The sequence below is a fragment of the Sphingobacterium sp. Mn56C genome (assembly GCF_049319645.1).
GTDB lineage: Bacteria > Bacteroidota > Bacteroidia > Sphingobacteriales > Sphingobacteriaceae > Sphingobacterium.
Map to the genome: position 1 here is coordinate 176458 of NZ_JBMOUC010000006.1, position 12370 is coordinate 188827.

Annotated in this window: 17 protein-coding genes; 9 read left to right on the forward strand and 8 right to left on the reverse strand. The window is 39.0% G+C overall.

Translation table 11 applies throughout. The annotated features are described in order from the left end of the window. Positions 1 to 4 precede the first annotated feature (4 nt). From ACL9RF_RS14725 to ACL9RF_RS14740, 4 genes are read left to right on the forward strand one after another with little or no spacing between them, the layout of a single operon-like run. The gene (locus ACL9RF_RS14725; RefSeq protein WP_422801400.1) at positions 5 to 463 is read left to right on the forward strand and encodes an SPOR domain-containing protein; all 459 of its coding nucleotides are present in this window, start codon (positions 5 to 7) and stop codon (positions 461 to 463) included. 14 nt (positions 464 to 477) lie between these two features. Then, positions 478 to 1668 carry a M20 metallopeptidase family protein gene (locus ACL9RF_RS14730; protein WP_422801401.1) on the forward strand — a complete coding sequence of 397 codons (1191 nt, stop codon included), beginning with the start codon at positions 478 to 480 and terminating at the stop codon, positions 1666 to 1668. A gap of 9 nt (positions 1669 to 1677) precedes the next feature. Beyond that, positions 1678 to 2241, forward strand: coding sequence for a thiamine diphosphokinase (locus ACL9RF_RS14735; RefSeq protein WP_422801402.1), 564 nt, complete (start codon positions 1678 to 1680; stop codon positions 2239 to 2241). 9 nt (positions 2242 to 2250) lie between these two features. Beyond that, positions 2251 to 2742 carry a GNAT family N-acetyltransferase gene (locus ACL9RF_RS14740; protein WP_422801403.1) on the forward strand — a complete coding sequence of 164 codons (492 nt, stop codon included), beginning with the start codon at positions 2251 to 2253 and terminating at the stop codon, positions 2740 to 2742. A 1-nt stretch (position 2743) separates the two neighbouring features. On the opposite strand, the gene ACL9RF_RS14745 is transcribed toward ACL9RF_RS14740, so the two are convergent. Continuing rightward, the gene (locus ACL9RF_RS14745) at positions 2744 to 4039 is read right to left on the reverse strand and encodes a M20/M25/M40 family metallo-hydrolase (protein ID WP_422801404.1); all 1296 of its coding nucleotides are present in this window, start codon (positions 4037 to 4039) and stop codon (positions 2744 to 2746) included. Positions 4040 to 4145: 106 nt separating this feature from the next. Here ACL9RF_RS14745 and ACL9RF_RS14750 point away from each other — a divergent pair, with 106 nt between their 5' ends. The 4 genes from ACL9RF_RS14750 (at position 4146) to ACL9RF_RS14765 (ending at position 6836) form a co-directional block, all read left to right on the forward strand. Continuing rightward, on the forward strand, positions 4146 to 4460 hold the full coding sequence (locus tag ACL9RF_RS14750) for a rhodanese-like domain-containing protein (RefSeq protein WP_422801405.1): 315 nt from the start codon (positions 4146 to 4148) through the stop codon (positions 4458 to 4460). A 363-nt stretch (positions 4461 to 4823) separates the two neighbouring features. After that, the gene (locus ACL9RF_RS14755) at positions 4824 to 6242 is read left to right on the forward strand and encodes a Glu/Leu/Phe/Val family dehydrogenase (RefSeq protein WP_422801406.1); all 1419 of its coding nucleotides are present in this window, start codon (positions 4824 to 4826) and stop codon (positions 6240 to 6242) included. A gap of 46 nt (positions 6243 to 6288) precedes the next feature. After that, positions 6289 to 6585, forward strand: a complete 297-nt coding sequence (locus ACL9RF_RS14760) for a hypothetical protein (protein ID WP_422801407.1) — start codon at positions 6289 to 6291, stop codon at positions 6583 to 6585. Positions 6586 to 6587: 2 nt separating this feature from the next. After that, the gene (locus ACL9RF_RS14765) at positions 6588 to 6836 is read left to right on the forward strand and encodes a DUF6358 family protein (protein ID WP_422801408.1); all 249 of its coding nucleotides are present in this window, start codon (positions 6588 to 6590) and stop codon (positions 6834 to 6836) included. A gap of 73 nt (positions 6837 to 6909) precedes the next feature. On the opposite strand, the gene gcvT is transcribed toward ACL9RF_RS14765, so the two are convergent. From gcvT to ACL9RF_RS14790, 5 genes are all read right to left on the reverse strand, one after another. Further along, positions 6910 to 7989 carry a glycine cleavage system aminomethyltransferase GcvT gene (gene gcvT / locus ACL9RF_RS14770; protein WP_422801409.1) on the reverse strand — a complete coding sequence of 360 codons (1080 nt, stop codon included), beginning with the start codon at positions 7987 to 7989 and terminating at the stop codon, positions 6910 to 6912. A 124-nt stretch (positions 7990 to 8113) separates the two neighbouring features. Then, on the reverse strand, positions 8114 to 8803 hold the full coding sequence (locus tag ACL9RF_RS14775; RefSeq protein WP_422801410.1) for a pseudouridine synthase: 690 nt from the start codon (positions 8801 to 8803) through the stop codon (positions 8114 to 8116). Continuing rightward, a complete protein-coding gene (locus tag ACL9RF_RS14780; protein WP_422801411.1) occupies positions 8803 to 9171 on the reverse strand; it encodes a hypothetical protein in 369 nt (122 codons plus the stop codon). Before ACL9RF_RS14780 ends, ACL9RF_RS14775 begins: the two co-directional genes overlap by 1 nt. Before the next feature lie 49 nt (positions 9172 to 9220). Beyond that, the gene (locus ACL9RF_RS14785; RefSeq protein ID WP_422801412.1) at positions 9221 to 9688 is read right to left on the reverse strand and encodes a DUF4112 domain-containing protein; all 468 of its coding nucleotides are present in this window, start codon (positions 9686 to 9688) and stop codon (positions 9221 to 9223) included. Positions 9689 to 9716: 28 nt separating this feature from the next. Continuing rightward, positions 9717 to 10430 (reverse strand): SIMPL domain-containing protein, encoded by a 714-nt coding sequence (locus ACL9RF_RS14790; RefSeq protein WP_422801413.1) that lies wholly within the window; start codon positions 10428 to 10430, stop codon positions 9717 to 9719. A 148-nt stretch (positions 10431 to 10578) separates the two neighbouring features. On the opposite strand from ACL9RF_RS14790, the gene ACL9RF_RS14795 reads away from it, so the two are divergent. Continuing rightward, entirely contained in the window at positions 10579 to 10770 is a 192-nt protein-coding gene (locus ACL9RF_RS14795; protein ID WP_422801414.1) for a cold-shock protein, read from the forward strand. Positions 10771 to 10866: 96 nt separating this feature from the next. Here ACL9RF_RS14795 and ACL9RF_RS14800 read toward each other — a convergent pair whose 3' ends face one another. Together ACL9RF_RS14800 and recO are read right to left on the reverse strand one after the other, a co-directional pair. Further along, positions 10867 to 11337, reverse strand: coding sequence for a DUF805 domain-containing protein (locus tag ACL9RF_RS14800; RefSeq protein ID WP_422801415.1), 471 nt, complete (start codon positions 11335 to 11337; stop codon positions 10867 to 10869). Positions 11338 to 11409: 72 nt separating this feature from the next. Further along, complete coding sequence (recO, locus tag ACL9RF_RS14805; RefSeq protein ID WP_422801416.1) at positions 11410 to 12132, reverse strand: DNA repair protein RecO; 723 nt, start codon at positions 12130 to 12132, stop codon at positions 11410 to 11412. Between the last annotated feature and the right edge of the window lie 238 nt (positions 12133 to 12370).

The following is a 12370-nucleotide window of genomic DNA, read 5'->3' on the forward strand; positions in this document are numbered from 1 at the left end:
AATAATGTTGAATAAAGGATTGATTTTAGGTTTCGTACTTTTGGTTTCACAGTTGTCGGTTAAAGCACAGCAGCATTCGGCTGTTGAGGTGGCGAAAGACTCCCTGATTGCTTTGCTGCAGACCTTCAGAGCGGAAAATGAAATCAATCCTACTTCAGCACGTAACACGATAAGTTTAGGGACAAAGCCTGTAAATAAAACCAGGACTACGCGCACCCGTAAAAAGGGCTTTCGTGTGCAAATATACCTGGGCTCCAATCGTAATGATGCCTATGCCACACAAAGTAGGTTTAGAGGGCAGCATGCGGATATGGATAGTTATATTAACTATGACGAGCCCAACTATAGGGTAAAAGTCGGCGACTTTACGAGCCGTACTGAAGCTAATAACTTTATGCGTACTTTACGCAACCAATATTCGAATGTCTTTGTGGTTCAAGAAGACATTTGGGTTTGGGAATAATTAACCACATAACCATGGCCAATCTTAAGAATCAGATTCAACAGTTGGCGAAAGACTTCTTCGCTGAAACGGTTGATTTACGCCGTCACTTGCATAGCAATCCTGAACTTTCCTTTGTGGAGTTTCAAACTTCTGCTTTTGTAAAACAATTTTTAGATACTTTAGGGATACCTTACCAATCGATGGCGAATACGGGCGTCGTTGGAATTATTAAAGGTGATTTACCTTCGGATAAGGTTATCGCTTTACGTGCGGATATGGATGCGTTGCCGATCACAGAGGTGGAGGGCAGAACCTACGGATCTAAAAATCCGGGTGTTATGCATGCCTGTGGCCATGATGTGCACACTTCCTCGCTACTGGGGGTTGCCAAAATTTTAATGGCATTGAAGCCTTCCTTTGCGGGTACAGTGAAACTGATTTTTCAGCCTGGAGAAGAGCGTCTACCGGGAGGTGCTTCGTTAATGATTAAGGAGGGGGTATTATCAAACCCAAGTCCTTCCGCAATTATCGGACAGCATGTGATGCCTTTTATTGAAGCGGGTAAAGTGGGCTTCCGTGCGGGAAAGTATATGGCATCCTGCGACGAATTGTTTCTTACCATCCGTGGTAAAGGTGGGCATGGGGCTCAGCCTCATCAGAATATTGATCCTATCGCTATCTCTGCTCAGGTTATTACCGCCTTGCAGCAGTTGGTAAGTAGGGTTGCCGACCCTCGTATTCCGACGGTTCTTTCCTGGGGTAAAATTATTGGTAATGGTGCAACTAATATCATTCCTGATTCGGTGTATCTGGAAGGTACCTTTCGTACTTTTGATGAGAAATGGCGTACAGTGGCGCATCAGAAAATGAGAAATATGGTGACCGGTATTGTAGAGGGTATGGGGGCGACCTGCGATTTTGATATACAGAAAGGGTACCCATTTTTGGTGAATGAACCAAAACTTACTGAGGAGGCACGTTCCTTTGCTATCGATTACCTTGGTGCAGAAAATGTGGTAGAGTTAGAATTGTGGCCTGCAGCCGAGGATTTTGCTTATTATTCGCAAGAAACGAATGCATGTTTCTATCGCTTAGGTACGGGTAATCCGGCAAAAGGCATTACTTCTGCCGTGCATACGCCGTCTTTTGATATCGATGAAAAGGCTTTGGAGCTGAGCATTGGCCTAATGGCTTATATCACGGTTTCGCAGTTAGGAAATTAAGTCTTTCTTATGTCGTCGCATCATATTGTTCGTGAAAACCAAGAGCCAGCTTTACTTGTAGCGAACTTTCAGGCTTTATCTGCTGAAGATTTAGGGCAGTTGCTGGAATGGTCACCAACCGTGGTAACAAACGAGGCTACTATCGACTTTTTACTTGCCCAGGCTATTAAAGTTGATGTTTTGTTTACCAATTCCAAACCTGTCTTAGGGCAGGAAAAAATAAAGTTGGTGCCTATTGAAGGCGAGTTTATGGAAGACGCGTTGAAATACCTTATTTTAAACCGTTATAGCGCAGTAAATATTATGGCCTCACAATTGTACCCTAACCTATTAAAGTATGCTGAGGGCCTCAATATGGTGCTTTTCTGCCAGGATATCCGTTACGTTTGTGTTAAAAATGTTTTTGAAAAATGGAAACCTGCTGCTGAACGTGTTTTTGTGGATGCGGATCTTCTGAAAGCGAGCGACGGACTTCGTATGTTGGCACCTGGAGTTTTCGAAACCTTGGCTACGGGGTTCTATAAGCTGGAGTTTAATACGCCGGATTTTGTGTGGGTGGGCGAATCTTTCTAATTTCCTTTTATGTGTACAATAATACAGGCTACAAAACAAGATGCAATTGTTATTCATCAGTTGGTTCATCAAATATATTATCCAACTTATAAAGATATATTAAGTGTTGAACAGATCAATTTTATGTTGCATAAAAGCTATACTGAGGAGGCTTTAAAAGATGCTATGGCATCTGGACAGGATTTTTTTATCCTTTGGGCGGATATAAATTTGCCCATTGGTTTTATGTCGGTCGCCCAAACGACAACCGACATCCTCCGCATTGAAAAATTGTATCTTCTGCCCTCAACGCAAGGTAAGGGCTATGGCCTTCGGTTTATTAATTTCGCCCTTGAGGAGGCAAAAAAAAGAAATTTAACTACCCTTGAACTTAATGTAAACCGAGGAAATAAAGCCTATCATTTTTATCTTAAACAGGGTTTTACCGTTTCCCGGGAAGTCGATATTCCTTATTATGGTTATGTGCTTGATGATTATGTTATGCAAAAACCGGTGACCTAGGTTATGGGGTTAACTTTTCTACGCGTGTTGGCGTTTGGCTTCCATCCACAATTCCCTTTGCCCCTATCGCAATTGCTTCTATACTGGATATAATATTACCTATATCTAAGGTGCTAATTTCGTCTTTTACAGTATGGTAATAGATGTCTTTATCGATTTGTGAGGTAGAAAATGTATGTGCCGGAACTCCTAAGGCCGCTAACACAGCATTATCACTTCTATAAAACAGGTTTTGTTTCGTATAGGGATCTGCATGAAAAGTGAAGTCTGATCCTTTTAGATTTTCTTGCATTAAAGCGCCTAAATTAGATCTATCGTATCCTGTAATGTACAGTGTATTAGGGCCGAATTTGGAGTCTTTTCCTATCATTTCTATATTTATCATGGCTGTTACTTGATCAGGATTGATATGGTTTGAAAAATATTTCGATCCAAACATTCCTATTTCCTCAGCAGTAAAGGCTACAAAAATTAAGGTTCTCGCATTGGCATTTTCATTTTTATAGTACTTCGCTAAGCTAATCATTGCCGTAATTCCTGATGCATCATCATCTGCCCCATTGGCAATAGAATCCTGCCCTTCAGCAGCGATAATACCGATATGATCGTAATGTCCGGAGAAAATTACGTATTCCTCGGGTTTTGTTTTTCCGGGAATTATTCCTGCTACATTGGAAAGATTAACGTCTTTTACTGTGTTTTCATGGGTTACTTCGTATTTCTTTGGTCGTTTATCACTTACCACAAATACCTTGCTGCTTTGGTCAATAGCTTGGCTGTTTACTACATTTTGCCGGTCATATATTTTTGCATATCGGCTGATGTAGGAGGCAAAGCTTGGGTCAATAATAACAAGCGCATCACCTTCTGATAGGGCGATTTCGCGGAATCGCTGTGCAAAATTATCTCCTTTATCAATATTTAAGGTCCTTATGCTGGATTTGTTATTCCAGCTGATTTTAGGCGCATTGCTCAGAATTATATAACTATCGGGGTTTAGCACACTATTGTTCCACGTGATACGCTGGCTTTTCCGCGTTATGCTTGTCATGGTAAAAGTTTGTCTATAGCCTGTTTCGGTATAGGGTGTTAAGCCAATTTCTGTGAAGGCTTCTGCAATAACATCGGCCGCTTTATCGGCGTCTGCACTCAGGGCATGTCTGCCGCGCATATCATCGTTTGCTAAGCTATACAACATCTTTTCTACAAAAGAGCGTTCGACAATAGGCTTAGTTTGTGCTTGTGCAACGTGGAGTAATAAATAGGCAATAAAGAGGGCAAGGTAAGATTGTCTCATGGTCAAAAATTTGTTTAAGATAATAAAAATTAATAATTCTTAAGGCTATATGTCATCGTGATTTCGAGGTGAAACACTTATATTTGATTGAATTAAATTTAAAACTATGAAAGAAGTAACTGTTCAAGAACTAAAATCATTTTTAGATACTCATGCAGATTTTCAATTAATTGATGTACGTGAACCCTTTGAATATGAAGTCTCGAATCTTAACGGCTTAAATATTCCATTAGCCGGCATATTGATTGAGGCAGACAAAATTGCCAAAGATATTCCGGTTATCATTCAATGTCGATCGGGTAAACGCTCTGCTCAAGCTGTTTTATTATTGGAACAACAGGGCTTTGATAATCTTTCAAATTTAAAAGGTGGTATTTTAGCGTGGAAAGAGGAAATAGACCCTGAAATTGAGGTGTATTAAGCCTTATCTCAGGACGCTTTAGCAAGGCCCAAATGTATACATACCCTAGCAAATTGCTACTTTATAGGTAAACTTTTGGGTTTTGTTTTTTTCTGCACCTATCGTTCGTAAATTTTTTACGCCTTCCCTTTCGAATACTTATCTTTTCCTGGGCCACTTGCCTCGCCTGATGCTATATCAACACAACTATTAAGGTTTTGCTACTTTGTTTTAGGTAAAACTAATAGTTTCCTCTTTTTCGTTTAGAGTTTATAACAAAAGATAATTACTGTTGTAAATATCTTAAAAATGAAGGCCTTACAGGTTTTACTGTTTAAAGTTGCTTACCTTTAGAGCTAATTATAAATTCTAAAATCGACAGCTATGTCAACAAATCAGGAATATAGCTTTTTCAAAGGTGTAGAAATTAACTTTGATAAAGCGGCTAAATTTACCCGCTTCTCTGGCGGTGTTCTGGAACAAATAAAGGCTTGTAACGCTATCTTACGTGTAAGATTTCCCGTGCGTATTGGTCATGAGATTGAGGTTATTGAGGCCTACCGTGTACAGCATTCACATCATAAATTGCCATGTAAGGGTGGTATCCGTTTTAGCATGGAAGTGAATCAGGATGAAGTTATGGCCTTAGCGGCTTTAATGACCTACAAATGTGCTATTGTGAACGTACCTTTTGGTGGTGGTAAGGGTGGAATTAAAATTGATACCTCCAAATACAGTGTTTCAGATTTAGAACGTATAACCCGACGTTATACCTCCGAATTATGCAAAAAGAATTTTATTGGACCTGGCATCGATGTACCGGCACCGGATTATGGTACCAGCAGTAGAGAGATGAGCTGGATTGTAGATACCTACGCTACCTTATACCCAAATGATTTAAATGCTATGGCCAGCGTTACAGGTAAGCCCATTTCCCAAGGTGGGGTACGTGGACGTGTTGAGGCTACAGGTTTGGGGGTGTTTTTCGGTATTCGTGAAGCTTGTTCCATCGAGGAGGACATGAAAAAGTTGGGCCTTACTACGGGTATTCAAGGGAAAAAAATTATTGTTCAGGGGCTAGGGAATGTGGGCTACCATGCAGCAAAATTTTGCCAAAATGCGGGCGCTATAATTGTAGGCGTTATCGAATATAATGGCGCTATTTATAAGGAAAGTGGCATTGATGTCGATGAAGCGCAGGCACATCGTAAGCAGCATGGCGCTTTACTGGATTTCCCTGGAGCGTTAAATTTGCCTGACCCTGCCACGGGCTTAGAGCAAGCTTGCGATATCTTGATTCCTGCAGCATTAGAGAGTGTAATCCATAAGGGCAATGCGGCTAAAATCCAAGCCAAGATTGTTGCAGAGGCAGCAAATGGACCTGTAACTGCGGAGGCAGATGCAATTTTGATTGCGAAAGGCATTATGGTTATTCCGGACATTTATTTAAATGCGGGTGGAGTTACGGTTTCTTACTTTGAATGGCTTAAAAATCTAAGTCATGTTAAGTATGGACGTCTGGAAAAACGCTTTAGTGAAAATCGGTATTCCGATATTATGGATGCCGTAGAGCGTATGACCGATAAAGTGATGTCGCCTACCGAGCGTAAACTCGTGCAAAAAGGGCCTGAAGAGATTGATTTGGTGCATTCCGGCTTAGAGGATACTATGATGGGGAGCTACCAGGAAATCCGTGAAATATGGGCCGGTACCACTGGTGTCGACGATTTACGTACCGCTGCTTTTATATGCGCGATAAATAAAATTGGCGTGGCTTATGAAGAACTGGGTATATTCCCTTAAACATTAGTTTTACGTGTATGCACAAAGAAATACGTATTTTTGGGCGATGAAGAATTTATTTTACCAGACTAAGCAGGCTTTCTATTTTAGTCTGGCATTTTACAGTATCGCATTTATTTTTATGGTACTACAGGTTTCTATTGCACCTATATTGTTCTCCATATCCTTGTTAGTATCCTTGATATGGGTGTTTCTGGTGCTTCGTGAACTTATGCTATCACGGTTTATTAGCAATAGCGAACGTTTGTTAGTGGTACTGTTTATAATCCTTTTTAATATTGTGGCTGGTATTGTCTATTTTTACTTTTTGCGCGAGCGCGTTATTGGAAAACAGAATTCTTAAGGATGAAAAAACAATTTTTTTTGAGCTTATTGCTTAATTTGGGTATTATATTTTTAATATTAAGTGGGGTAACGGCCTATCAAAAGGGTAACCCTTTGATTGTTGGAGCCTCTATCGCCTTGATTGTGGTGCTGATTTACTTAAAAATAGTACTATTAAAACATGTAAAATTAGATTTTAATGCCAAAAAGGCCGAGAGTCAGAAAAAGCCGGTTGCCAAGAAAGAAACGAAAAAACAACTTAGAAAATAAGCTATAAACGCCATACATCTCTTACAGAAATCATGGTAAGAGATGTACGGCGTTAAACCAAAGTGGTGCCTGTTTATTTTACAAAGGGTGGTTTGCGAACTACAGCCTTTATTTTTTGGTTACGGATGTGTATATATATTTCCGTGCCTTCTTTGGCAAATGCATTGTTAATATAACCTAATCCTACCGATATTTTTAAGCTTGGCGACTGTGTACCCGAGGTTACACGACCTATATTATTACCGTCGATATCTACGATTTCATAGCCATGGCGTGGAATTCCACGATCTATCATTTCAAAACCTACCAACTTCTGGGTAACCCCTCTTTCCTTTTCTGCTTTTAAATTATCCGCGTTTACAAAGTCTTTCGTGAATTTTGTAACCCATCCTAATCCTGCCGCTAAGGGAGATGTACTATCGTCGATATCGTTTCCATACAAACAGAAACCCATCTCTAAACGTAAGGTATCGCGCGCACCTAAACCGATTGGTTTAATGCCAAATGCTGCCCCAGCTTCAAATACAGCATTCCAAATCGTTAAAGCATCTTCGTTTGCCACATAGATTTCAAAACCTCCGGCACCCGTATATCCTGTGGCGGATACAATAACATTTTCTACACCCGCAAATGTTCCTTTACGGAAGGTGTAATACTCCATAGAGGCTAGCTCAATATCTGTAAGTGCTTGTAATGCCTCCGCAGCTTTCGGGCCTTGGATAGCTAAAAGAGCCGTCTTGTCAGATATATCCTTCATCTCTACTCCATAGCTATTATATTTGCTAATCCAATTCCAATCTTTCTCAATATTTGATGCGTTAACCACTAACATGTAGGTTTGATCATCAATCTTATAGGTCAAAAAATCGTCTACAATACCACCTTCTTCATTCGGAATATAGCCATATTGAACTTTACCCTCATACAATTTTGACGCATCATTGGAAGATATTTTTTGAATTAAATCTAAAGCTTTCTCCCCTTTTAAGATAAATTCTCCCATATGACTTACGTCAAACACTCCTACTCCTGTACGTACAGTTTCGTGCTCGTCATTAATTCCTGAGTATTGTACCGGCATGTTGAAACCTGCAAAAGGAACCATCTTTGCCCCTAATGAAATATGTAGTTCCGTTAAAGCTGTATTTTTCATTTTTTAGCTATATAATGTTTGATTACAAAATTAATTATTATGTTCATATATGGGGCTTATATTTTGCAACATTCAAAATTATTGCTAAATACAGGCCCATAAGGTAAAGATTGATCGGTATAGCTTACAGGCTTATTGTTAGGTCTAGAATTTTTAATACCCGCTCGAATTCCGATTGTATGGGCGCGCTAATATCCACCTGTGCTGATGTATGTGGATGAATAAAAGAAAGCCTGCTTGCATGCAACATCATGGTGTCCATTTCAAATTGCTCTTTCCACAGCTTATTTTGTTTGTTACAGCCGTGCGGCCTGTCGCCAAGTATGGGATGGAAGATATGCGCAAAATGGCGCCTTAGTTGGTGCATTCTGCCCGTTTCTGGGTTTGCTTCTACCAAAGTGTAACGCGAAGTTGCAAACTTGCCTTGGGGCAAATCAATTTCCGCCGTTGCCAAACGCTTATAATGCGTTACTGCATTTTGCATGCTGCCATTTTCTTTTTTTAATGGATAATCTATTATCCCTTCTTCCGGACAATGCCCCCGTAATATCGCTAAATAATGTTTATCCATTTTCTTTTCTGCAAATAGGGTTTGCAATAGCTTATCGGTATGTTTATCTAAAGAAAAAAGCAGAATTCCGCCTGTTTTACGATCTAAACGATGTGCCGGATAAACGGGCTGCCCAATTTGGTCCCGTAATAATTGCAGGGCAAATGTGGAGGTGTCTGCAGCGATAGAAGAACGATGAACAAGCAATCCGTGCGGTTTATTGATGGCAATAATATGCTCATCTTGAAAAAGAATATCCAGCATTATAGATTTTTTAAAACGCCAATAATCTCTTCTGCCTTTTCATCAATCTTCGGACTTAACCATACTTTTTTAAAGGCCCCACCACCGATAGGTGTTTCATCCCCTTGCCATTTGATACGTATTAACGTAAAAAGATAATAATTCGTAATCTGGATATTTTTATCTACAAAATCTTTCAAAATTTTGTCACCAAATAGTAGCATACCCATCTCCATCGCATCTTTATGTGCATAGTTAAGCTTCTGTTGGAGGATGGTTTTCGCTTTTTCCTTTATGGCAGTTTCGACCTGCTCCTTGGATGGGTTCGTTAATATGCTGCCTAGCATTATAGCAACCAACAATAGGGCAAAAATTCTTGTTTTCGACATACAACAAAAATAGCTATTATATCAGTTGGCTGTGCATACTATTTTACAGCTAGAACAGGTTGCTAAAGAGCTGTATGGTCCATTGTGCAAAGATGGCTATTACATAAATAATACCAATACACAGCAGGATTAAAACACTGAATAAGCTGATGAGAATTCCTTTTGCACTGCCCTGGTGTTTTCCCTCGAAATAGTGCTCCTGGAGTAAGCGCACATTTTTTTTATTGGCTTTATAGAAAAAGTCAAATACCTGCCCAAAGATTGGGATTGCACCTATCAGCGCATCGAACATTACATTTAACAGCATTTTTACCGCTAGCTTGGAACTTGCTCCGTTGCGAATCATAACCAAAACCAAGACGATTGAGGTGCCAAATGCTGCCACTTGTCCGACGAAGGGTATTAAATTTAATAAGGGGTCCAGACCAAAACTGAACCCCCCAATAGTAAATTTACTGTCCATTACGTTGGACACCTTTTGTATCCAAACAAACTCCCGTTGGCGTTTTTCCAACATGTTTTTATTTGGTAAGGAATTGTGCATATTATTTTATCTCAAAAACAGTATCGATATAATAGTTAAGCTTTATCGGGCGGATATCAATATTTAATTCTTCCGTACCCCCATCTGCTGAATCCATAACGGCAGCACGTGCAAACATGCGTGGTGCAGGTATAAAGTCGTTAAAATTAATGCTTGTATTGTCATTGATTATTAACAAACGACCGATAGCCTGCCCATCAGCACCGGCTAAGATTTCAGCATTTGAACGCGCATCTTTTACAGCAGCTGTTTTAAGCTCTTTTTCGATTTCACGTCTTTTGCTGTGGTCGTAACCACTAATGGAGGTGTTCTGTAAACCTTTAGCGTCAACCTTCTCCATCATGGTGTTTAGGTTATTCAGGTTTGTAACCTTAATTCTGTACTGGCGTGACTGTAAAAGCTCGGTATTTTTCTTTTTATTTTCGTAATTAAAGCTATAGATATTTTGGATTGTAAAATCCTCTTTTTTAACCCCTGCGGCCATAGCACCATCAAACAACTGTTTTTCTAGGACCTCAATACCAACTTTCTTTTTAGGATTATTGTCTGGACAATATTCTTTTAGACTGATAGAAAGGTATATAATGTCTGGGGTTACTTCTCTTTCGGCGTACCCTTTTGTAGCAACTTTACGGCTGTTTTCAATATTCATCGTTTGTGCGTTTGCGAAGGCAATACTGCCCATAATTAACATTAAACTTAAGAATCGTTTCATAGAACTTATTTGTATTTATATAATATTTTAATTTGCTAATACTGCATAGACAGTTCAAACGCTACAATGTTTAATCCTTTTTTGTTTTTTTTATCTAAAAAAAAGATTTATAAATGTTATCTTTAAACAAATTAATACAATAAACATAATGCAAGAAGGTAAAGTAAAATTTTTTAATGAGACCAAAGGTTTCGGTTTCATCATTCCATCTACAGGAGAGAGCGAAATTTTCGTTCATGTTTCTGGCTTAGTAGACAAAGTTCGTGAGGGCGATAATGTTTCTTACGAAATCGAACAAGGTCGTAAAGGTCTTAACGCGGTAAATGTAAAAGTTATCTAATTAGATTCTAGATATATTTATTGTGAAAAAGCCCAGTTACAAAAGATTAACTGGGCTTTTTTAGTTGTTATATTTCTAGCATGTATTTTAGTTACTTTAGTTATTTGGGTTACGAAAGGGATTATTGTCGTTCGCAAATGGATTGTTAGGTCCCGAGAATGGGTTGTTTACGTTGCTTTGCCCATCAAATGGGTTTGCTGTATCCTCCCCTTTCGGATCGGCGCCATATTCATTCTGTCCAAAGTCTCCTTCTTTAATTAATAGGTACAACACATAAAATGCGCCGATAATGGTAAAAATCCATAGGTAGTTCCATCCAGATTTTCCAGTGTCATGTAAACGGCGTATGGTGACAGCCAGCGACGGAATAAAAAGTGCTAAACCATAAATGCTACTTAAAACTCCTGTATCTAAATCTCCATAATTCAGTGAAAAGATACGGTCTGCTGAACTTACCACTAAATTGAAAATAAAATAAAAAAGGGTAAACATCCAATACTCTTTACGTCTGGCGCGACCATTGAAATTTGCATAGTTATCGCGTACTACTTTTAAAAACCATTTCATATTTTTGATTATTAAGGTTAAACAGATATTTTGTTAGTATCAAATATAAACTAATTTAATAATTATGAAAATTTAATGAAAAATTTCTTCCAGAATTTGTAAAGAATGGATTACCCCAAAGTTCTCCGTATGTAGCTTATAAAAATTTATAATCTGCGTAAGTAGGTACTTCCGTTCTTCTTGTTTCATGTGGAATTGGGGGCTATCTTCGTAGGTGCTACTTAAAATGGCATGAAATAAGGCGGTGTGTGGGGCTTGTAAAATGTAACTGTGGCTGGGCAGGTTTTTAGTGAAAATGCCTTCTACAAGGTCGAAGTAAGGTTGAGGCTCTGCCGGAATTGTCGGTAAATAACCTAAAAACCTACTTAATTTCATTAAAAAGCATAAATGAAAATTGTAAATGGGAGCTTGCGTGGCATCCATCCACAATATAGACTGGTAGATAAACTGAAATAATTGCCTGTCTGTCTCCGCATGTTTTAATACCTTGAAGATTACCTCATTTAAAAACATGGCTACGGAAGATTTTACAATATCAATAGGTATATGATAGAGCGTCGGACTTGCCTGGGCTTCCTTAATACGCTGCAAACCATCTCCCTCTTTTAGGTAAACGACCATATCCAAAAGATGCAGCGGTTGCAACATATTTGTACGAATCTTGGCCTTGGGTTTGCGTGCCCCATTTATTATATAAGGCTGCAACCCCAATTCTTCCGTGAAAATTTGTGCTACAACACTACTTTCCGAGTAGTTTGTAACTTTTAGGACTATACCCCTTGTTTTTTGTAACATCGCTTAGGCCTGAAAATATGCTGCTTTTTTGCCTTAAAGGTACGAAGTATTCCGCTATTTGAGGGGCTGTCTTTAGGCATTATCCCCTGCCCCAATCAGGCCTAATTCTGGGTTTGTGAATTGTTGAAAACTATTTTGGTGCCTTTAAGAACGGATTATCTTACAAAACCTATACATTTGCAGCTCACAGCATTCCATGATTATTATTTTTTAAAATAATTCTCCCCCTATTGTTGTA